The sequence below is a fragment of the Microbacterium sp. BH-3-3-3 genome (genome assembly GCF_001792815.1).
GTDB lineage: Bacteria > Actinomycetota > Actinomycetes > Actinomycetales > Microbacteriaceae > Microbacterium.
The window spans coordinates 29,572-49,989 of the sequence record NZ_CP017674.1; the positions used below are offsets into that span (position 1 = coordinate 29,572).

A 20,418-nucleotide genomic window follows, 5' to 3' on the forward strand; every position below is an offset into this window, starting at 1 on the left:
ACACCGCCATGACACAGAAGCGTCGAAGGCAAACATGCCCAATTGCAACTGTTGTGGTGGCCATCGCCGTGGCCGCACTGGCGACGACCACGCGCATGGATGCCGCCCGCGTCGCCGCCACCGTGCACATCGGCGAGCTGGGACTCGACGGGCGGCTGCGCCCGGTGCCGGGCATTCTGCCCGCGGTGGTCGCGGCCCGCAGGGCGGGCCACGCACGGGTCGTGGTCCCCGCTGCGAATGCCGCCGAAGCCGCCCTCGTCGAGGGGGTCGAGGTGTTCGCCGCCACTTGCCTGGCCGAGGTCGTGCGCTGGCACGGAGGGGCGACCGACGCCGTGGAGCTGGACCCCGTCACGGCTCCGACGGTCGACGAATCCTCCGATGAGAGCCACGAACTCGCCGACGTCGTCGGGCAGGCCGATGCCGTCGACGCGCTCGTCGTGGCGGCGGCCGGCGGCCACCACATGCTGATGAGCGGGCCCCCGGGCGCGGGCAAGACCATGCTGGCGCGTCGGCTCCCCGGCATCCTGCCCCCGCTCGACGACGACGCCGCGCTGTCGGTGGCCTCGGTGCGCTCCCTGTCGGGCGAGACGGTGACCCGGTTGTCGCGGACGCCGCCGTTCGAGAGCCCTCATCACGGCGCGACGGCCGCCGCCCTGATCGGGGGAGGGTCGGGCGTGGTACGCCCGGGCGCCATCGCCCGCGCCAGCGACGGGGTGCTGTTCCTCGACGAGGGTGGTGAGTTCCCGGCGGCGGTCCTCGACGCCCTGCGCCAACCGCTCGAGAGCGGCGTCATCCAGGTGCACCGATCGGGGGTAGCCGCAACCTATCCCGCGCGTTTCCAACTCGTGGTCGCGACGAACCCCTGCCCGTGCGGTCAGTACGGGGTGGCCGGGGGAAGGTGCGAGTGCGCCCCGCAGGCGATCCGGCGGTACACGCGTCGACTGTCGGGTCCCCTCCTCGACCGGATCGACATCGACCTGCGCCTCCAACGCGTATCGGCCGCGCGACGCGAGAGCGACACGCGGACGGTGACCACCGCGCACGCGCGCGAGACCGTCGCGCGGGCACGAGAACACGCGGCGGTCCGGTGGGCCGCGACGCCGTGGCGTCGAAACGCCGACGTGCCGGGGACCTGGTTGCGCGGCCCCGCGGCACCGTCGCCCGCCGTGCTGAGTCCGCTCGACTCGGCACTGCGGCGTGGGGCGCTGACCCTGCGTGGCTACGACCGGCTGCTGCGGGTGGCGTGGACCGTCGCGGACATCGCCGGTCATGAGCGGCTGCAGCCCGACGACGTGGGTCGAGCGCTGTACCTGCGGCGGGGGATGAGCGCGTGAACCTCCCCGATCTCGAGGCACCGGCCGCGCGCCGCGCCCTCCGCGGGCTTCGGCGCGCCGAGGGCGACGAGGGCTCGGCCTACGCCCGCGCGATCTGGAGCGTTCTGCTCGAGCCCGGCGACGGGGTGGCCGGGGCCCTGATCGCGGCGCACGGGCCGGTCGACGCACTCCGTCTGGTCTCGCGCGGCGAGGGGGCGGAACTCGCGGAGGCGCGCGCACGGTGGATGCCGCGCCTGCAGCCCGGTTCGATCACCGCCGCGCTGGAGTCGGCACGTCGGGCGGCGGTCGACCTCGTCGTGCCGGGCGACGAGGACTGGCCGGTGAAGCTCGACGACCTCGGTGCCCATGCCCCGGTGGCCCTGTGGCGGCGGGGCCGATCTGCGGCTCCCGTCGGGCCCGTGGTCGCCCTCGTCGGGGCGCGCGCCTCGACGGCCTACGGCGAGGGGATCGCTGCCGACCTCGCCGCCGAGCTCGCTGCGGACGGCGTCACGGTGGTGTCGGGAGCGGCGTACGGAATCGACGGCGCGGCCCACCGCGCCGCGTTGAGCACCGCGGGAACGACGAGCGCCTTCCTCGCCGGAGGCGTCGACCGTTCGTACCCGCGCGGGCACGAAGCCCTGCTGACAACGATCGCCGCGTCGGGTGGGGTGTGGAGCGAGACGCCGTGCGGAGCCGCACCGACCAAATGGAGGTTTCTCGCGAGGAACAGGCTGATCGCGGGGTTCGCCGATGCGGTGGTCATCGTCGAGGCCGGGTGGCGCAGCGGCTCGCTCAACACGGCTGCACACGCGGCGACGCTCGGCCGCGCCCTGGGGGCGGTACCCGGGCCGGTGACGAGTGCGGCCTCGGCCGGCTGCCACCGCATCCTGCGCGAGTACGACGGCGTGTGCGTGACCTCGGCTGCCGACGTGCGCGAGATGCTCGGCGGCGCGGGAGCGGGCACATCGGTCGACGACGGGCGTACCGACGAGAGCACCCGGATCATGGACGCCCTCTCCGCGCGGTCGGCTCGACCGACCAACGAGGTCGCGCGGCGGAGTGGGCTGGCGCCCTCGCACGCCGTCGTGCTGTTGGGCTTCGCCGAGCTCGAGGGGCGGGCGATGCGCGACAGCGAGGGGGACTGGCTCCTGCGGCACGGCGCGCGATGAGAGGGATGGCGGCGGGGTGCCCGATGCTCGGCGCGTGGCCGCGTGAGCGCCTTCGGTCGTCCGCTCGATGCGATCGCGGGCGGACTGCGCGTCGTGCCGGGCTCCGCCGTGTGTGGCGGGCAGGGTGGAGCCGTGCGTGTTTCCGAAGCCGTCGAGGGGTATCTCACCCACCTCTCCGACGTGCGTCGGCTCTCGTCGGCGACGGTGCGCGCGTATCGGGCCGACCTGGCCGACCTCACGGGGGCGACCGGCGATCCGGACGTCTCGGCGCTCGGCGTCGAGGACCTCCGCGAGTGGCAGTGGGAGGCGTCCAGATCGGGGCTGTCGAAGGCCACCGCGGCGCGGCGGACGTCGGCGGTGCGGGGATTCCTCGCCTGGGCGAAGGACGCGGGGCTGATCGACGGCGACCCGGCGCAGCGCCTCGTCGCCCCCAAGCGCGGTCGCACGCTGCCGGCCGTCGCCACCGCTCAGGCACTCGAAGGTGTCCTCTCGGCTGCGGCCGAGAACGCGCGCGAGGGCGATCCGCTGGCGCTGCGCGACCACGCCCTGCTCGAGATGCTCTACGGCTCGGGCGCCCGCGTGTCGGAGATCTGCGGTCTCGACCTCGACGACATCGACCCCGAGCGTCGCACCCTGCGTCTGCGCGGGAAGGGCGACAAGGAGCGCGTCGTGCCCTACGGCGTTCCCGCCGGCCTCGCCCTCGACGCCTATCTGGTCCGCGCGCGCCCGGTCCTCTCGGCCCGCGGTGAGGGGAGCGCGGGGCGCGCGGTGTTCCTCGGCGCGCAGGGTCGGCGCCTAGGACCACGGGCCGTGCACTCCCTTGTCTCGCGCACCGTGGCCCCCGTCGTCGGGGTCGAGACCCTGGGACCCCACGCGCTGCGCCACTCCGCAGCGACGCACCTGCTCGACGGGGGCGCCGACCTGCGCGCGGTGCAGGAGATCCTCGGACACGCCAGCCTCGGAACCACGCAGATCTACACCCACGTCTCGGGCGAACGGCTGCGGGAGGCGTACAAGCTCGCGCATCCGCGGGCCTGAGTATCCGCGGGCCTGAGCACTGGCGGGCTTGAGCATTCGCGGGCCTGAGCCGCCGGGGGCTTGGAGTCGGGGCGTCTGGCATCCGCGCGCCGGGCATCCGAGCGCCGGAGCATCATCGCACCCGAGCAGCTACGGGGCCGAGGCGCGGACTGCGCGAGCTCGAGCGTGCACGGGCTCGATCCGGCGCGGGCCCGCGCATGTCCGACCCCGCGTCACGGCCCGAGACGTGGCCCCGATGCACGTCCTGCGCGGCCAGCCGCTGGCGCTCGCCCCGCCGGCGGACGTAGCGTGAGCCGGGTGAATCGCCGATCCGTCTCCGCCGCGGCGGGTGCCGTCGTGCTCGTCCTCTCGCTCGCCGGGTGCGCGCTGCAGCCGACGCCCGTCGAGACGCGCCTTCCCCCGGGAGCGGTCGTCACCTCCGCGCCTCCGACGGCTGCCGCGCCCTCGCCGACGGTCGTCACCCTGCCCCCGACCACGGCACCGACGGTCGCACCCGTGCCCGATCCCTCGACGCCGGCGTCGGACCCCGACGCCCTCTCGTGCGGCGACGGAGGCTCGCAGAACGTCTCGGGCGCCGAACAGACGGTCCGCGTCGTCGGCACCTGCGCCGAGCTCACCGTCTCGGGGTCCGCGCTGACGGTGGATGCCGCGGGCGCGACGATCCGATCCCTGCGCGTCTCGGGCGATCGCGTCCGGGTGTCGGCTTCGGCGATCGATGCGCTCGTCGTGCAGGGCAACGACGCGGCGGTCTCGTCGGGCGGCGCCATCGGCAGCGTCGACCTCAGCGGCGACCGCACGACCGTCGACGCCGGTGGTGCCGTCTCGTCGGTCACGGTGCGCGGGCAGGACAACATCGTCCGCGCCGGCGGGGGAGTCGGCCAGACCACGGTCGAAGGACGCGGCAACCAGATCGGCTGATGCCGGGCCGCTCGACCGTGAGCAGGTGACGTCGCGGAACCGCGCCGCCCGGCCCCGTCGTCAGCAGCAGGGCAGCAGAACCGCCCGGGGAACGCCGCCCAGCAGCCGCAGCGGGTTGATGTACTCGCCGTCCAGCCGCACGCCGAAGTGCAGTGTGTGCGGCCGCGTGTGACCTTCGGGGGTGACGATGCCCACGACGGCTCCGCGGGCGACGCGGTCGCCGGCGACGAGGCCGGTCGCCACGGGTTCGAGGGTCGTGACCAGACCGTCTCCGTGGTCGATGGTGACGACGAGGCGTCCGGCCACCGCCCCGGCGAAGGCGATGCGACCATCGGCGGGGGAGCGCACCGACTCGGGGGCTGAGAGATCGATCCCGCGGTGGCCCGGAGCGTAGCGGTGGGCGGGGGCTTCGAAGGGGCGGAGGAGCTGCACCGTCTGCACCGGCCACACCCACCCCCGATCGGCGAGCGGATCGCCGTCGGCCGTCGGGTTCACCGCGAGCAGCAGGGCGAGGATCATCGCGAACCGGAGCGCGCGCGGGACGAGGAACCGGGATCGCATGGCCGAAGTCTCCCGCCCCGTTCCGCGGTCTCGCGGGCGAATCGGGCGCAACGGTGACGGTCCCCCTCATGCACGCGGTGGGGAGGAGGCGTCCTGTATGCTGGAGGACGCATCTCGCTTGTCGGGATGACTCCGCGTGCCCTCAGCGCAGCGCGCCGCCCCTCGGGGCAGCGCATCGCGCGGCATCCACACCCCATGGTCCTCCGCTCCGGCGGATGGCGGGTGTGCGCCGGGCACCAGGCTCGTCGAACGCATCGTCCGACGCGAACAACCACAACCACGGCGCGAAAGCGCCCAGAAACAGGAGTACGACCATGGCCGTCGTCACCATCCGCCAGCTGCTCGACAGCGGCGTTCACTTCGGACACCAGACCCGCCGGTGGAACCCGAAGGTCAAGCGCTTCATCCTGACCGAGCGCTCCGGCATCCACATCATCGACCTGCAGCAGTCGCTCGGGTACATCGACAAGGCTTACGAGTTCGTCAAAGAGACCGTCGCGCACGGCGGCACCATCCTCTTCGTCGGCACCAAGAAGCAGGCGCAGGAAGTCCTCGCCGAGCAGGCGACGCGCGTGGGCCAGCCCTACGTCAACCAGCGCTGGCTCGGTGGCCTGCTCACCAACTTCCAGACGGTGTCGAAGCGCCTCGCCCGTATGAAGGAGCTCGAGGAGCTCGACTACGAGAACCCGGCCGAGAGCGGCTTCACCAAGAAGGAGCTGCTGCTCAAGAAGCGCGAGCTCGACAAGCTGCACAAGTCGCTCGGTGGTATCCGCAACCTGCAGAAGACCCCCTCGGCCATCTGGGTGGTCGACGCCAAGCGCGAGCACCTCGCGGTCGACGAGGCCAAGAAGCTCGGCATCCCCGTCATCGGCATCCTGGACACGAACGCCGACCCCGACGAGTTCCAGTACCCGATCCCCGGTAACGACGACGCGATCCGCTCGGTGAGCCTGCTCACGCGCATCATCGCCGACGCCGCCGCCGAGGGCCTGATCCAGCGCCACCAGCCCGCCGGAGAGGCCGAGGCCGAGGCCGCCGAGCCGCTCGCCGAGTGGGAGCGCGAGCTGCTCACCTCGGGCACGTCCGACGAGGCTGCGGCCGAGACCGACGCCGAGACCACCGAGGCCGCCACCGAGTCGGCTGACGACGCCGCGGGCGCCGAGGCTCACGACGAGGCCGTCGCCGACGCGTCGGGCGAGACCGCGACCGAGGTCGCCGACGCCGAGGCCACCGACAGCAAGTAAGACGCGCGACCCCCGGTCACCCTCGGGTGGCCGGGGCGTCACCCGCACAGGCTACGATCCGGCGGGGTCGTGACCGCCCCCTCTTCGCGAGGGTGGTGACACGGCCCCGCCGGGCTCACATCTAGAACGCAAACGACAAGGAGACCGCCACACCATGGCAAACTTCACGATCGCCGACATCAAGGCGCTGCGCGAGCAGCTCGGCACGGGCATGGTCGACACCAAGAAGGCGCTCGAAGAGGCTGACGGCGACGTCGAGAAGGCCGTCGAGATCCTGCGCCTCAAGGGTGCCAAGGGCAACGCCAAGCGCGCCGACCGTTCGACCAGCGAGGGCCTTGTCGCCGCGCGCGAGGTCAACGGCACCGTCACGCTGCTCGAGCTCGCCTGCGAGACCGACTTCGTCGCCAAGAACGAGCGCTTCATCGCTCTGGCCGACAAGGTCGTCGACGCGGCATCCGCCGCCGGCGCCGACTCGGTCGAGGCCGCTCTGGCCGCCGACGCCGACGGCAAGACCGTCGAGCAGCTCATCTCGGACGAGGCCGCGATCATCGGCGAGAAGGTCGAGCTCCGTCGCGTGCGCACCCTCTCGGGCGACAAGTTCGAGGTCTACCTGCACAAGACCAGCAAGGACCTGCCCCCGCAGGTCGGCGTGGTCCTGGCCTACACGGGTGACGACGCCGAGACCGCTCGCTCCATCGCGCAGCACATCTCGTTCGCCAACCCCTCGTACCTCACGCGCGACGCCGTGCCCGAGGCCGACGTCGAGAAGGAGCGCGAGATCGTCACCGAGATCTCCCGCAACGAGGGCAAGCCCGAGGCGGCCCTTCCGAAGATCGTCGAGGGCCGTGTCAACGCGTTCTTCAAGCAGGTCTCGCTGCTCGACCAGGACTACGCGAAGGACAACAAGCTGTCCGTCGCCAAGGTCGCGTCCGACGCCGGTCTCACCCTGACCGACTTCGCCCGCTTCAAGGTCGGCGCGTAATCCACGCATGACGAGGCCCGGGATGCCATGGCATCCCGGGCCTTTTCCCTGCCCGGGGGTCGTTTCGGTCGACGCGGGCGGGGAGCTAGTTTGTTCAAGACGAGAGGACACCACACGTGATCGATGAAGCCACCAAGCGCCGCCGTGTACTGCTGAAGCTGTCGGGGGAGGCATTCGGCGGGGGCCAACTGGGCGTGAATCCCGACGTCGTGAGCCAGATCGCCCGCGAGATCGCGGAGGCGGTCGACCGGGTCGAGATCGCGATCGTGGTCGGCGGTGGCAACTTCTTCCGCGGAGCAGAGCTGAGCCAGCGCGGCATGGACCGCGGGCGCGCCGACTACATGGGCATGTTGGGCACCGTGATGAACGCTCTCGCCCTGCAGGACTTCCTCGAGCAGGCGGGGGCGGCCACCCGCGTGCAGTCCGCCATCTCGATGACGCAGGTCGCCGAGCCCTACATTCCGCGTCGCGCCGTGCGCCACCTCGAGAAGGGCCGCGTGGTCATCTTCGGCGCGGGAGCGGGGCTGCCGTACTTCTCCACCGACACCGTCGCCGCCCAGCGCGCACTCGAGATCGGCGCCATCGAGGTGCTCGTCGCCAAGAACGGCGTCGACGGCGTCTACACCGCCGACCCGCGCACCGACGCCGACGCCGTCAAGCTCGATCACCTCACCTACCGCGACGCTCTGCAGAAGGGCCTGAAGGTCGTCGACTCGACGGCGTTCAGCCTGTGCATGGACAACGGCATCGACATGCGCGTGTTCGGCATGGAGCCGGCCGGCAACGTCACCCGTGCACTGCTCGGCGAGACGATGGGCACCCTGGTCACCACATGACGCGCCGTGCGGGCCCGGGGAGCCGGGTCCGCACGCGGCTAGACTGAGAAGTCAGTCCCAACGAATGGAGTCACCGTGATCGCCGATGTCCTCGCCGATGCCGGAGCGCGCATGGATCGTGCCGTGGAGGCCGCCAAGGAGGACTTCGCGACCGTCCGTACCGGACGCGCGAACCCCCAGATGTTCCAGAAGGTGCTGGTCGACTACTACGGTTCGCCCACCCCTCTCGGCCAGCTCGCCTCGCTGAACAACCCCGAGGCCCGCACGCTCGTGGTGAACCCCTACGACAAGTCGGCGCTCAAGGCGATCGAGCAGGCGATCCGCGACATGCCGAACCTCGGGGTCAACCCGACGAACGACGGCACGATCGTGCGCATCACCATGCCGGAGCTCACCCAGGACCGCCGCAAGGAGTACGTCAAGATCGTGCGCGGCAAGGGCGAAGACGCCAAGGTGCAGGTGCGCAACCTCCGCCGCAAGGCCAAGGACGACCTCGACGCGCTGAAGAGCGATGTCGGCGAAGACGAGCTCGTCCGCGCCGAGAAGGACCTCGATGGCCTCACGCGCACGCACGTCGACAAGATCGACGAGGCTCTCAAGCGCAAAGAGGCCGAACTCCTCGAGGTCTGAGTCATGACCGACCTGCCCGAGACCGGCGACACCGATCCGGTCGATCCGACCGGTGCTCGCCGGGCCGATCCGGTGCGCCGTTCGCCGATCACGGGCGAGGGCGTGACCGCCATCGAGTCACAGCTGCGGGCGATGCGCACCGACGCCGAGCAGCACATCGCGCATGCCCGCGCGGAGTTCGACCAGGCCAACGAGCGTCTCAAGCAGCGCACGGGCCGCGACCTCATCGTCGCCACCCTGATCGGTGTCGGCATCGGCGTGATCGTGATCGCGTCGCTGGTCTTCGTCAAGTGGCTCTTCGTGCTGTTCGCCGCGGCGGCCATGGTGCTGGGCGTGCTCGAGTTCTCGCGCGCGCTCCAGGTGGCCGGGCGGCGCGTCGATGTGGTGCCCCAGCTCGTCATGGGCTTCCTGCTCGTGCTCAGCGGGTTCTTCCTCGGCGCGTGGGTGCACTGGGTCGCCACCCTGGTCGCGGTCGTCGTGGTCATCGTGTGGCGCCTCACCGCGCAGCTGTTCTCGGACGACGGTCGCGCGCCCATCGAGGTGATCGGTGACGTTCTGGTCGGCGGCTTCGTGCAGCTCTACGTCCCCTTCCTCACCAGCGTCGCGCTGATCCTGCTCGCGCAGCCGCGCGGCGAATGGTGGGTGCTGGCGTTCCTCATCCTGGCCGTCGCCGCCGACACCGGCGCGTACGTGTCGGGCTTGACGTTCGGGCGGGGCGGGCGGCATCCGATGGCCCCTCGCATCAGCCCGAAGAAGACTTGGGAGGGCTTCGCCGGCGCCTGCGTCGCCGCCCTCGTCGCCGGGGCGCTGCTGGCCGTCTTCATGCTGCAGGTGCCGTGGTGGGCGGGTCTCATCTTCGGCGCCGTCGTGCTGGCGACGGCGACGGTCGGCGACTTGGGCGAGTCGATGCTCAAGCGCGACCTCGGCATCAAGGACATGAGCTCCTGGATCCCCGGCCACGGGGGAGTGCTCGACCGCCTCGACTCGATCCTGCCGTCGGCCACCGCCGCGCTGGTGATGTTCTACCTGCTCGCCCCGCTGGGAGTGTCATGACCGAGACCCCGATCCACGATCGAGTGAGCGCGACGCCGTTCCCCGAGGCTTCCGGGCGGTCCAAGGGCTACGAGAAGCGGGCCGTCGACGCCTTCCTCGCGCAAGCGCGCGAGGCGTTCGAAGCGGATGCCGAGGGAGTGCTGCGCTCGTCGGAGATCCGCGCTGCCGCCTTCCCCCTCGTGCGCGGCGGCTACGCGGTCGCCGCCGTCGACGCGGCGCTCGGACGCGTCGAGGACGCCTTCGCCGCCCGCGAGCGGGAGTTCGCCCTGTCGCGCCTGGGCGCCCGGGCGTGGGTCGCCGAGACGCGCGACACGGCCCAGGTCGTGCTCGATCGTCTGGGCCGCCCGCGCGGCGAACGCTTCGATCGCGTCGGCCTGCTCCGCTACGGCTACCGGGTCGACGAGGTCGACGTCGTTGCCGACCGTGTCGCCGGGTATCTGGCGGCGGGCCACCCCGTCACGCCCGAGCAGGTGCGCGCCGTCGCCTTCCGCATGCAGCGCGGCGGATACCGCGAGGCGCAAGTCGACGCCGTGCTCGATGCCGTCGTCGAGGTCATGCTCGCCGTCGGATGACCCGTTTACGTGGCACGCGCTCGCGGGCGTCGGTAGACTCGAGCACACTGTGACTGCCGGTTCAGACCTCTCGCGTGCCTCCTCGTCCCGCGCCGCCCGCCGGGGCGTGGTGTCCGTCGACGTCGTGCCGCCCGCGCTCCCGCGTCGTTCGGCACCGCGCTGGTCTCGCCGACGCGGAGTGGTCGGTGTCTTCGCCTCGTGTGCCGCGGTGCTCTTCGCCGCCGCGTACGTCGGCCCGATGGGTGCGGCGCTGATGCCGGCCCAGGCGGACGAACCTCGCACGGTCACGCTGTACGCCGAGGGCCTCGGCGACACGCAGGCCGTGTCGACCTCGGGCGAGAAGCAGGCTCCCGTGCTCGATCGCTCGAGCTACAACGTCTACGTGAAGCCGAAGCCGACCCCGACACCCACCCCCACGCCGTCGAGCGGGTCGGGATCGTCGGCGGGCGACGCCGGACCGCTGTTCTACTCCGGTGGCGGCGCCCCGGGCGAGTGGATGGCGGCGGCGGGCATCTCCGACGCGGACATGGGCTACGTCGACTACATCGTCAGCCGCGAGAGCGGCTGGAACCCGAACGCGACCAACCGCTCCTCGGGCGCGTGCGGTCTCGTGCAGGCGCTGCCGTGCAGCAAGGTGCCCGGAAACGGCTACGACCCGGTCGACAACCTGCGCTGGGCCACCGGGTACGCCACGGGCCGGTACGGCAGCTGGGCCGGGGCCTACGCGTTCTGGACCAGCAACCACTGGTGGTGAGCGGCGCCCATGCCCCGCTCCCGTAAACGTCGTCCGCAACCCGGCCGCGGCGAGGATTCCCTCGACCGCCTGATCGCCGGGTGGAAGCGCACCGAGGTCAAGCGCGGGATCGACTGGACCGTGCAGCCCATCTCGGCACCGCAAGCGCTGAAGGACTACGTCTGCCCCGGCTGCGGTCGCGCGGTCGTGGCCGGAACCGCCCACCTCGTCGTCTGGCGGGCCGACGGCGTGCTCGGCGACGCCGCCGACCTCGCCGCCCGACGCCATTGGCACACGCACTGTTGGAGGATCGCCTGATGGAGATACGCGGACCCGTTCTGCTCCCCGCCCGTCGCGAGAACATCGAGCTGCGGACGGTCGACGAGCTCACCCTCGTCGGCGAACTCGCTCTTCCGCTGGAGCGGGAACCCGTCGCGACGCTGGTGACCCTGCATCCGCTGCCGACGGCGGGCGGCTTCATGGACTCGCACATCCTGCGCAAGGCCGCGGGGCGTCTGCCGGCCCTGGCCGACCTCGCGGTGCTGCGCTTCAACACCCGCGGCACCACGTCACCCCGCGGAACGAGCGAGGGCGCCTTCGACGGGGGAGCGAGCGAGGTCTTCGACGTCGCCGCGGCCGTGGACTTCGCGCGCGAGCGGGGTCTTCCCCGACCGTGGTTGGTCGGCTGGTCGTTCGGTACAGAGCTGGCCCTGAAGTACGGCCGCGATCACGACGTCGAGGGCGTCATCCTGCTCTCGCCGCCGCTGCATCGTGCGACGGCCGACGAGGTCGCCGCGTGGGCCGGCGACGCGCGGCGCATGGTCGTGCTGGTTCCCGAATTCGACGACTACCTGCGACCGGATGAGGCGCGGGAGCGTTTCGCGTCTGTTCCGGATGCCACCCTGATCGCCGTCGAGGGCGGGAAGCATCTGTGGGTGGGCGAGACCCAGACCCGTCGGGTGCTCACCGAGATCGTCGCCGCCGTGAACCCCGACGCGCTGCCGCTCCCCGTGGAGTGGGACGGCGACCTCGACGGCTGACGACGGTCTCCCACGCGAGGCGAACGGCTCGGCCGGTCTCGCGGGGTGACGGAGCCTCGATCACCGCTCGTTCTGCCGCGGGATGATCACCTCGCGGTAGATGATGAGGATGCTCGCGGCCACGGGGATGGCGATGAGGGCGCCGAGCAGGTTGAGCAGCGCACCGCCGGCGAGGGCCGAGATCACGACGACGGCACCGGGTACCGACACGGCGCGGTTCATGATGCGCGGCGAGATGACGTACGCCTCGATCTGCATGTAGACGAGGTAGTAGACCAGCGCGATGAGCGCCGTCGTGGGAGATCCGAGCCCGGGCAGGAGGCACGTCAGCACGATGATCGTCGACCCGGTGAGCGTGCCCACGAGCGGGATCAACGAGAAGAAGAAGGCGATCACGGCGAGCACGGCCGGGAACGGCGCGTTGATGATCGACAGGAAGATCGCGCTCAGCACGCCGTTGATCACGCCCAGGCTCACCTGACCCATGACGTAGTAGCCGACGGAGTCGGTGATCTTCTCGGCCAGCTCGATGAACCGCGCGCGCTTCGACGCGGGGACCAACTGGTAGACCGCCGACTTGAGCGACGGGGTGGATGCCGTGAAGTAGATCGTGAGGATGAGCACGATGAACGCGCCGCCGACGCCGGCCGCCACCGCACCGCCGATCGTGAGGAGGCTGTTGCCCACCATCGTCGAGATGGAACCCACGTCGAGCGTGGTGACCCACTGCTGCACACCGGCCCACACTTCGTCGAGGCGCAACCAGGGGAGGGTCTGCTCGACCCAGGTCTGCACCTGCGTGACGATCTCGTTCCACCGGGTCGGCTGCAGGAGCTGCTCGATCTGCACCACGAGCTGGGTGATCTGCCCGACGATGATCGGCACGACCATCACGATGATGCCGGCGAAGATCCCCAGCACCCCGAGGATCGTCACGAGGACCGCCGCCCACCGGGGGAGACCGCGCTTCTCGAGGAACGAGACGACGGGGTCGAGGCCCAGCGAGAGGAAGAGGGCCGTTCCCACGTACAGCAGGATCGTGGACAGGTTCTCGACGCTGCCGATCAGCAGCAGCCCGACGCCGACGCCGAGCGTCGCCAGCAGCGCCACCTGGAAAGGATTGTGGATCTTCATGACGACGACTCCCGCCTCGGACGGGTGCGACGGCGCCCGTTGTCGTCAGGATACTGACGCCGCGCCCTCGAACGTGCGCGACGGGCCTCGCCGCGAACTTTCAGGCGTCCTCGGCTAGTCTGAAACGTCGATTCTTCGGTGGTGCCAGGGCCGCCGGTGGGGATGGTGTGAAGAGTGAGATTTGTCTGGGCCGTGGTGGCGTTCGTCATCGCCGCCGCCATGATCGGTGCGGGCATCGCTCAGCGGACCGTATTCCAGGGTCCGTCCGAGACCACCGCGGCCGTGCAGACCGAGGGCACCACGCCCTACACGCTCATCGACGGGTCGGTTCTCACCAGCACGCCGGGTGCGCAGACACTGCGCGTCGCGGGTGACGGAGCCGTGTTCGTCTCGTACGGGCGCACCTCCGACATGCAGGCGTGGCTGTCGGACACGCGGTACACCTCGGTGGTCCCCGGCGGCGAGGGCAGCCTCCAGACGTCGGTCGTCGAGCCCACCGCGACCGCGACGGGCCAGGTGTCCGGGCGCAGCCCCGTCGATTCCGACCTGTGGCTCGACGAGTTCGAGCAGACCGGTTCGCTGTCGACCACTCTGCAGCTGCCCGCCGACATGAGCGTCCTGGTGGCCTCGGACGGCACCGCTCCCGCCCCCTCCGACATCAGCGTGACGTGGCCGATCGACGACAGCACGCCCTGGGCGGGCCCGCTGATCGTGGGCGGCGGCATCGCGCTTCTCGCCGGTCTCGTGCTGTACCTCCTCGGCATCCGGCACGTGCGTCGTTCGCGACGCCCGCGCCGCAAGGGCCTCCCGCTGCCCGTGACCGAGCCCATCTCGATCGGCGAGTCCCGGACCGCGGGCACGGGTGTCGTGAGCGAGTCGCCGGCCCGTCGGGGTCGGGTTCGCGGAGCCCTGGGTGGCGGACGACGTGCCCTCATCGCGGTCCCCGCGCTGGGTGTCTCGCTCACCCTGCTCGCCGGCTGCTCCGCCGATGCGTGGCCGCAGCTGGCCGCCACCGAGACGCCGAGTGCGTCCCCGACCGTCATCGTGCCCGAGGGCCAGTTCCCGCCGGCCGTCACCGAGGCGCAGGCGACGCGCATCGTCTCGCGCGTGTCGACCGCGGTGACGCAGGCCGACGCGTCCCTCGACAAGACCGCCGCCGCGACCCGCCTGACGGGACCGGCGCTCGCGGAGCGCGAGACCAACTACACGCTGCGGGCGGCGATCACCGACCGTCCGGCCCTCCCCGCCATCCCGGCCGAACCGGTGCAGATCATCCTGCCGCAGACCACCGGCGCGTGGCCGCGCACGCTCATGACGGTCGTGGAGTCCGCTGACGCGGCGACTCCGACCACGACGATCATGATGATGACGCAAGAGACGCCCTGGGCCGAGTACAAGGCCGCGTACGTCGGAAACCTCGAGGCCTCGACCAACCTGCCCGAGCTGGCCGCCCCGTACGTGGGCGCCACGCAGGTTCCCCCGGACTCGTCGTTCCTGGTCATGGAGCCGCAGAAGGTCGCGGAGGCCTACTCCGACATCATCAACAACGGGCAGAACAGTGCCTCGTACGGCCTCTTCGACACGGCGAACGACCTGCTGCTGACCGCCATCCAGGACAACAAGACCAAGCGCACCGACGAGCTGAATCAGACGGGTCAGGGCACGGCCGAGATCAGCTTCGCCGCCTCGGCCGGTCCCGCCTCGCCGATCGCTCTGGCCACCCTCGACACCGGCGCGATCGTCGCGGTCAACGTGTACGAGAGCGACACGGCCAAGCCCACGAACGCCGACGCCGTGATCAAGCTCGACAACAACCCGGCGGTGAAGGCGCTGACCGGCGTCGACCAGTCGGCGACGGGCTTCACCACCACCTACTCCGACCAGGTCTTCTTCTACGTCCCCAGCCAAGGCTCGGACGACCAGATCCGCTTGCTCGGTTACCGATCCAGCCTCCTCGAAGCGAAGGTGTCCCCGTGAGCACTCCCGCCCCCGGTTCCGTCATGCGCGGTGCCGTCGACCTCTCGTCGCTGCGCAACCGCCCGCAGCCGCCCGCCGACGGTGAGGCCGCCCCGGCGGCCCCGCCGTCGGGAGCGCTGCCCCTCGTCTTCGACGTCACCGACGCCAGCTTCGGCGAGGTGCTCGAGCTGTCGCGGACCGTTCCGGTCGTCATCGACCTGTGGGCGGAGTGGTGCGGTCCCTGCAAGCAGCTGAGTCCCGTGCTCGAGAAGGTCGTGACCGAGCTCGCGGGGCGTCTCGTGCTCGCCAAGGTCGACGTCGACGCCAACCCCCAGCTCGCCCAGGGCTTCCGCGCGCAGTCGATCCCGATGGTGCTGGCGCTCGTCGCCGGCCAGCCCGTGCCGTTGTTCACGGGCGCCGTCCCCGAGGAGCAGGTGCGCGAGGTGTTCGCGCAGCTGCTCCAGCTCGCGGCTCAGCACGGCGTCACGGGCACGATCCCCGTCGACGGAGCCGCCGACGCGGTCGCCGAGCCCGAGGAGCCGGTTCTGCCCCCGCTGCACGCCGAGGCGTTCGCCGCGATCGAAGAGGGCGACTACGCCCGGGCGATCACCGCCTACGAGCAGGCGCTCGTCGAAGACCCCCGTGACGCCGACGCCCGCGCCGGACTCGGACAGGTGCGCCTGCTCGCCCGTGTGCAGGATGCCGACTTGCAGGCCGCCCGTGCGGCCGCGGCCGCAGCTCCGACCGATTTCGACGCGCAGTTCCTGGTCGCGGACCTCGACCTCGTGGGCGGCCACGTCGACGACGCCTTCGCGCGTCTGCTCGATCTGTTCGCCGAGCTCCCGGCCGACGATCGGGCGCCCGTTCGCGAACGCATCCTCGAGCTGTTCGGTCTCGTCGGCGACGACGACGCCCGCGTCATCCGCGCGCGTACGCGTCTGGCATCCCTGCTCTTCTGAGCCGACGACGAAGGCCCCACCCGATCGAGGGTGGGGCCTTCGTCGTTCGCCGAGGTCAGCTCCCGGCGCGGTGGTGCAGCCACAGCACGCCCAGGGGCGGGAGCGTGACGACGGCGCTTCCGCGGGAATCGGTCGTCACCGCACCGAAGTTGCCCTGGCCCGAGCCGCCGAACGCCTCGGCATCGCTGTTGAGGATCTCGGTCCACGTTCCCGCTTCGGGCAGGTCGATGGGGAAGTCCCCGAGCGGGACGCCCGAGAAGTTGCACAGCACGGCGATGGTGTTGCCGTGGTGGTCGCGGCGCGCGAACGCCAGCACGTTGGGGTTCCACGCGGGAGCGCCCAGACGCGAGAACGCGGCGCCGTCGTGGTCGCGCGACCACAGGGCGGCCTGGTCGCGGTACACGCGGTTGAGCTCGGCGACGAAGGCGTGCAACTGCGCGTGCGAGGGCTGGTCGAGCATCCACCAGTCGAGGCCGCGCGACTCCGACCACTCCGACATCTGGCCGAACTCCTGGCCCATGAAGAGCAGCTGCTTGCCCGGGTGGCCCCACATGTAGGCGAGGAACGCGCGCATGTTGGCGAGTTTCTGCCAGTGGTCGCCCGGCATGCGGCCGAAGAGGCTGCCCTTGCCGTGCACGACCTCGTCGTGGCTGATGGGGAGCACGAAGTTCTCGCTGAACGAGTAGACGAACGAGAACGACAGCTCGCCCTCGTGGTGTGAGCGGTACATGGGATCGCGCCCGATGTACTGCAGCGAGTCGTTCATCCAGCCCATGTTCCACTTGAACCCGAAACCGAGTCCGGCGTGCGAGGTGGGGGCGGTCACCCCGGGGAAGCTGGTCGACTCCTCGGCGATGATCGCGATGCCCGGATAACGCTTGTAGGAGGTCGCGTTGACCTCCTGCAGGAACCGGATGGCCTCGAGGTTCTCACGCCCGCCGAACTGGTTGGGCGCCCACTCGCCGTCGTTGCGGGAGTAATCGAGGTAGAGCATGGATGCCACGGCATCCACGCGCAGACCGTCGACGTGGAACTCCTCGAACCAGTACAGCGCGTTCGCGACGAGGAAGTTGCGCACCTCGTTGCGGCCGTAGTCGAAGATGAGCGTGCCCCAGTCCTTGTGCTCGCCGCGCCGGGGGTCGGGGTGCTCGTACAGGGGCTCGCCGTCGAAGCGCGCCAGCGCGAACTCGTCTTTGGGGAAGTGGCCGGGGACCCAATCCATGATCACGCCGATGCCGGCCTGGTGCAGCCGGTCGATGAGGTAGCGCAGGTCGTCGGGGTCTCCGAAGCGGCTCGTCGGAGCGTAGTAGCCCGAGACCTGGTAGCCCCAGGAACCGCCGAACGGGTGCTCGGCGAGCGGGAGGAACTCGACGTGCGTGAAGCCCTGGGCGCCGACGTAGTCGATGATCTCGTCGGCGGCGTCACGGTACGACAGCCCGGGTTTCCACGACGCGAGGTGCAGTTCGTAGATCGACATCGGGCGGTCCAGCGGAGCGGTCGTCGAGCGTTCCTCGATCCACGCGTCATCCGCCCAGGCGTACTCGGACTCGGTGACGACCGAGGCCGTGGCCGGGGGGACCTCGGCCAGGCGGGCCATCGGGTCGGCCTTCTGGATCCAGGCGCCGCCGCGGGTGAGGATCTCGAACTTGTAGCGGGTGCCCGCGCCGATGCCGGGGACGAAGAGCTCCCAGACGCCGCTGCCGCCCATCGAGCGCATCGCGCTGCCCGTGCCGTCCCAGCCGTTGAAGTCGCCGATCACGCGCAGGGCGCGGGCGTCGGGCGCCCACACCGTGAAGGCCGTACCGGCGGAGCCGTCCATCTCGCGGACGTGGGCGCCCAGGACCCGCCAGAGTTCTTCGTGACGCCCCTCGGAGATGAGGTGCAGGTCGAGCTCGCCGATCGAGGGAGCGTGCCGATAGCCGTCGTCGGTGGCGTTCTCGACCCCGTCGTCGTAGGTCGTGCGCAGCGTGTACCGGCCGGGGTTCTCGGCGAGAGCGACTTCCCACACGCCGCCGTGCACGTGCTCGAGGGTGACGCTGTCACCGGTGGCGAGATCGGCAGCCACCTCGCGCGCGAGAGGGCGCCGCGCGCGCAGGACCCAGCCGTCGGCGCCCTGGTGCACGCCGAGCACGCTGTGCGGGTCGTGGTGCGCGCCGTTCGCCACGGCATCCAGGATCTCGGGAGGAAGAGTGGTCATCGGTTCTCCTTGACGTGCAGGATGTGCACGGGCTCGGTGAAGGCGTCGAGACGCACGAAGTTGTGGTCGGCCCAGGTCCAGACCTGTCCCGTCACGAGATCTTCGACGTCGTACGACGTTCCCGGTTCGACACCCCAGACGGTGGTGTCGAGGTGGACGGTGCTCTCGCGGGTCGAGTGCGGATCGACGTTGGCGATCACGATGATCGTGTCGCTCTCGCCGGTGGGCGACAGGGCCGCATCGAGGTGCTTCGAGTAGACGAGGATCGCGTCGTCGTCGCTCCAGTGCACGCTGAGGTTGCGCAGCTGACCGAGGGCGGGGTGCGCGCGTCGGGCCTCGTTGAGCATGCGCAGGTACGAGGCGAGCGAGTCGCCCGCCGCCTCGGCACCGGCCCAGTCGCGGAACTTGTACTCGAACTTCTCGTTGTCGATGTTCTCTTGGGCACCGGGACGCGCGACGTTCTCGTACAGCTCGTACCCGGCGTACACGCCGTACGTGGGGGCCGCCGTGGCGGCGATCGCGGCGCGGATCTTGTACGCCGGTCGGCCACCGAACTGCAGGTACTCGGTGAGGATGTCGGGAGTGTTCACGAAGAGGTTGGGACGGAGGAAGTCGTCGGTCTCGTGCGCGAGGCCCGAGAGGAACTCCTCGAGTTCTTCCTTCGTGTTGCGCCACGTGAAGTAGGTGTAGCTCTGCTGGAACCCGGCCATCGCGAGCCCCTGCAGGGGAGCGGGGCGCGTGAACGCCTCGGCGAGGAAGACCGCGTCGGGCTCTTCGGCGCTCACGGTGGCGATGAGCCACTCCCAGAACTGCAACGGCTTGGTGTGCGGGTTGTCGACGCGGAAGATCTTCACGCCCTGGGCGATCCAGTGGCGCACGATCCGCAGCACCTCGGCGCGGATGCCGTCGGGGTCGTTGTCGAAGTTGACCGGGTAGATGTCCTGGTACTTCTTCGGCGGGTTCTCGGCGAAGGCGATGGAGCCGTCGGGGAGCGTCGTGAACCACTCGGGGTGCTCGGTGACCCACGGGTGGTCGGGGGAGGCCTGGAGGGCGAGGTCGAGGGCGACCTCGATGTCGTTCTCGCGCGCCGCGGCGACGAAGGCGCGGAAGTCGTCGAGGGTGCCGAGGTCGGGGTGCACGGTGTCGTGCCCGCCCGCGGCCCCGCCGATGGCCCACGGCGAACCGGGGTCGCCCGGCTGGGTGACGAGGGTGTTGTTCGGGCCCTTGCGGTTGGTCTGGCCGATCGGATGGATCGGCGGCAGGTACAGCACGTCGAAGCCCATCGCGGCGACGGCCGGGAGGCGCTCGGCGGCGGTGCGGAAGGTTCCGCTGACGACGCTGCCGTCCTCGGCGCGCGTGGCGCCCTCGGAGCGGGGGAAGAACTCGTACCACGAGCCGACACCGGCGCGGGTGCGTTCGACGAGTAGTTCGGCGTCGCGCCCGACCGAGACCAGGCCCATCAGAGGCCGGGCATGGAACAGCGCGGCGATCGCGGGGTCGCGGACGATGTCGAGGGCGACGTCGTCGTGCGTGTCGGGGTCGCGGAGTGCCCGCGCGGCGTCGTACAGCACGTCTTTGTCGCTGCCGGGGCGCTTCTTCTCGCCTCGGGCGCGGTCGAAGAGCTGTGCGCCCATCTCGCGCATGACGGCGACGTCGACGCCCGCGGCGATCTTCAGGTCTGCCGCGTGCTCCCACGTGGCGAAGTCGTCGGCGTAGGACTCGAACCGGAACCGCCAGACACCCTGCTCGAGGGGGACCACGAGCGCCGACCAGCGGTCGAACCCGTCGTTCAGAGCGCTGAGGCGGTGCAGCGATTCGTCGCCCGAGGGCGAGAACAGGCGCACGTGCACGCCGATCAGATCGTGCCCTTCGCGGAAGGCGGTCACCGTGAAGGGAACGGCCTCGCCGACGAAGGCCGACGGTCGGAACCGCCCACCGGGAACACTCGGATGCGGAAGGGCCAGCGGGATGCGTGGGGTGACCACGTTCCGTGACGTCGGTGTCGGCTTGACCGGCCGCACGGGGATCGAGGCGGCACTGCGCCAGGGCAGCTCGGGCGTGAGAGTCGTCGTGTCAGCCACGG

General features: G+C 70.9%; 19 protein-coding genes. 15 read left to right on the forward strand and 4 right to left on the reverse strand.

The features are described from left to right. Positions 1–8: 8 nt before the first annotated feature. From BJP65_RS00190 to BJP65_RS00205, 4 genes are all read left to right on the forward strand, one after another. Positions 9–1,334 (forward strand): YifB family Mg chelatase-like AAA ATPase, encoded by a 1,326-nt coding sequence (locus tag BJP65_RS00190; RefSeq protein ID WP_374754288.1) that lies wholly within the window; start codon positions 9–11, stop codon positions 1,332–1,334. Beyond that, a complete protein-coding gene (gene dprA, locus BJP65_RS00195) occupies positions 1,331–2,482 on the forward strand; it encodes a DNA-processing protein DprA (RefSeq protein ID WP_070407862.1) in 1,152 nt (383 codons plus the stop codon). The genes BJP65_RS00190 and dprA overlap by 4 nt, the downstream gene beginning before the upstream one ends. A gap of 132 nt (positions 2,483–2,614) precedes the next feature. Further along, entirely contained in the window at positions 2,615–3,520 is a 906-nt protein-coding gene (locus BJP65_RS00200; protein WP_070409776.1) for a tyrosine recombinase XerC, read from the forward strand. A 297-nt stretch (positions 3,521–3,817) separates the two neighbouring features. Further along, the gene (locus BJP65_RS00205; RefSeq protein WP_070407863.1) at positions 3,818–4,438 is read left to right on the forward strand and encodes a DUF3060 domain-containing protein; all 621 of its coding nucleotides are present in this window, start codon (positions 3,818–3,820) and stop codon (positions 4,436–4,438) included. A gap of 60 nt (positions 4,439–4,498) precedes the next feature. On the opposite strand, the gene BJP65_RS00210 is transcribed toward BJP65_RS00205, so the two are convergent. Next, positions 4,499–4,999, reverse strand: coding sequence for a murein hydrolase activator EnvC (locus tag BJP65_RS00210; protein WP_156784779.1), 501 nt, complete (start codon positions 4,997–4,999; stop codon positions 4,499–4,501). A gap of 314 nt (positions 5,000–5,313) precedes the next feature. On the opposite strand from BJP65_RS00210, the gene rpsB reads away from it, so the two are divergent. The 9 genes from rpsB to BJP65_RS00255 all read left to right on the forward strand — a co-directional run bounded on the left by rpsB (position 5,314) and on the right by BJP65_RS00255 (position 12,089). Continuing rightward, positions 5,314–6,243, forward strand: a complete 930-nt coding sequence (rpsB, locus tag BJP65_RS00215) for a 30S ribosomal protein S2 (RefSeq protein WP_055836696.1) — start codon at positions 5,314–5,316, stop codon at positions 6,241–6,243. Positions 6,244–6,397: 154 nt separating this feature from the next. Beyond that, entirely contained in the window at positions 6,398–7,225 is an 828-nt protein-coding gene (tsf, locus tag BJP65_RS00220; protein WP_055836699.1) for a translation elongation factor Ts, read from the forward strand. A gap of 116 nt (positions 7,226–7,341) precedes the next feature. After that, positions 7,342–8,061, forward strand: a complete 720-nt coding sequence (gene pyrH / locus BJP65_RS00225; RefSeq protein WP_055836701.1) for a UMP kinase — start codon at positions 7,342–7,344, stop codon at positions 8,059–8,061. Positions 8,062–8,136: 75 nt separating this feature from the next. Beyond that, positions 8,137–8,691, forward strand: a complete 555-nt coding sequence (gene frr / locus BJP65_RS00230; protein WP_055836704.1) for a ribosome recycling factor — start codon at positions 8,137–8,139, stop codon at positions 8,689–8,691. Between the two features lie 3 nt (positions 8,692–8,694). Beyond that, the gene (locus BJP65_RS00235; RefSeq protein ID WP_070407864.1) at positions 8,695–9,744 is read left to right on the forward strand and encodes a phosphatidate cytidylyltransferase; all 1,050 of its coding nucleotides are present in this window, start codon (positions 8,695–8,697) and stop codon (positions 9,742–9,744) included. Continuing rightward, the gene (locus tag BJP65_RS00240) at positions 9,741–10,316 is read left to right on the forward strand and encodes a DivIVA domain-containing protein (RefSeq protein ID WP_070407865.1); all 576 of its coding nucleotides are present in this window, start codon (positions 9,741–9,743) and stop codon (positions 10,314–10,316) included. Before BJP65_RS00235 ends, BJP65_RS00240 begins: the two co-directional genes overlap by 4 nt. 49 nt (positions 10,317–10,365) lie before the next feature. Beyond that, positions 10,366–11,070, forward strand: a complete 705-nt coding sequence (locus BJP65_RS00245; protein WP_258027504.1) for a transglycosylase SLT domain-containing protein — start codon at positions 10,366–10,368, stop codon at positions 11,068–11,070. A gap of 9 nt (positions 11,071–11,079) precedes the next feature. After that, positions 11,080–11,367 carry a hypothetical protein gene (locus tag BJP65_RS00250; RefSeq protein ID WP_070407866.1) on the forward strand — a complete coding sequence of 96 codons (288 nt, stop codon included), beginning with the start codon at positions 11,080–11,082 and terminating at the stop codon, positions 11,365–11,367. Next, positions 11,367–12,089, forward strand: coding sequence for an alpha/beta hydrolase (locus BJP65_RS00255; RefSeq protein WP_070407867.1), 723 nt, complete (start codon positions 11,367–11,369; stop codon positions 12,087–12,089). Before BJP65_RS00250 ends, BJP65_RS00255 begins: the two co-directional genes overlap by 1 nt. Before the next feature lie 60 nt (positions 12,090–12,149). Here the strand turns inward: BJP65_RS00255 and BJP65_RS00260 are convergent, their stop codons facing one another. Beyond that, positions 12,150–13,223 carry an AI-2E family transporter gene (locus BJP65_RS00260; protein WP_055836721.1) on the reverse strand — a complete coding sequence of 358 codons (1,074 nt, stop codon included), beginning with the start codon at positions 13,221–13,223 and terminating at the stop codon, positions 12,150–12,152. Positions 13,224–13,397: 174 nt separating this feature from the next. Here BJP65_RS00260 and BJP65_RS00265 point away from each other — a divergent pair, with 174 nt between their 5' ends. Together BJP65_RS00265 and BJP65_RS00270 are read left to right on the forward strand one after the other, a co-directional pair. Continuing rightward, positions 13,398–15,200, forward strand: a complete 1,803-nt coding sequence (locus BJP65_RS00265) for a glycosyl transferase (RefSeq protein ID WP_070407868.1) — start codon at positions 13,398–13,400, stop codon at positions 15,198–15,200. Next, the gene (locus tag BJP65_RS00270; protein ID WP_070407869.1) at positions 15,197–16,138 is read left to right on the forward strand and encodes a tetratricopeptide repeat protein; all 942 of its coding nucleotides are present in this window, start codon (positions 15,197–15,199) and stop codon (positions 16,136–16,138) included. The genes BJP65_RS00265 and BJP65_RS00270 overlap by 4 nt, the downstream gene beginning before the upstream one ends. A gap of 55 nt (positions 16,139–16,193) precedes the next feature. On the opposite strand, the gene glgB is transcribed toward BJP65_RS00270, so the two are convergent. Beyond that, on the reverse strand, positions 16,194–18,335 hold the full coding sequence (gene glgB / locus BJP65_RS00275; protein WP_070407870.1) for a 1,4-alpha-glucan branching protein GlgB: 2,142 nt from the start codon (positions 18,333–18,335) through the stop codon (positions 16,194–16,196). Beyond that, positions 18,332–20,416, reverse strand: coding sequence for a maltotransferase domain-containing protein (locus tag BJP65_RS00280; protein WP_083285632.1), 2,085 nt, complete (start codon positions 20,414–20,416; stop codon positions 18,332–18,334). Before BJP65_RS00280 ends, glgB begins: the two co-directional genes overlap by 4 nt. Positions 20,417–20,418: the final 2 nt, after the last annotated feature.

Excerpts from the sequence above, each read along its gene's own strand:
- BJP65_RS00190 (WP_374754288.1), top strand. The coding sequence starts at position 9 with ATGACACAGAAGCGTCGAAGGCAAACATGCCCAATTGCAACTGTTGTG.
- BJP65_RS00210 (WP_156784779.1), bottom strand. The coding sequence starts at position 4,999 with ATGCGATCCCGGTTCCTCGTCCCGCGCGCGCTCCGGTTCGCGATGATC.
- rpsB (WP_055836696.1), top strand. The coding sequence starts at position 5,314 with ATGGCCGTCGTCACCATCCGCCAGCTGCTCGACAGCGGCGTTCACTTC.
- tsf (WP_055836699.1), top strand. The coding sequence starts at position 6,398 with ATGGCAAACTTCACGATCGCCGACATCAAGGCGCTGCGCGAGCAGCTC.
- BJP65_RS00235 (WP_070407864.1), top strand. The coding sequence starts at position 8,695 with ATGACCGACCTGCCCGAGACCGGCGACACCGATCCGGTCGATCCGACC.
- BJP65_RS00240 (WP_070407865.1), top strand. The coding sequence starts at position 9,741 with ATGACCGAGACCCCGATCCACGATCGAGTGAGCGCGACGCCGTTCCCC.
- BJP65_RS00250 (WP_070407866.1), top strand. The coding sequence starts at position 11,080 with ATGCCCCGCTCCCGTAAACGTCGTCCGCAACCCGGCCGCGGCGAGGAT.
- BJP65_RS00255 (WP_070407867.1), top strand. The coding sequence starts at position 11,367 with ATGGAGATACGCGGACCCGTTCTGCTCCCCGCCCGTCGCGAGAACATC.
- BJP65_RS00260 (WP_055836721.1), bottom strand. The coding sequence starts at position 13,223 with ATGAAGATCCACAATCCTTTCCAGGTGGCGCTGCTGGCGACGCTCGGC.
- glgB (WP_070407870.1), bottom strand. The coding sequence starts at position 18,335 with ATGACCACTCTTCCTCCCGAGATCCTGGATGCCGTGGCGAACGGCGCG.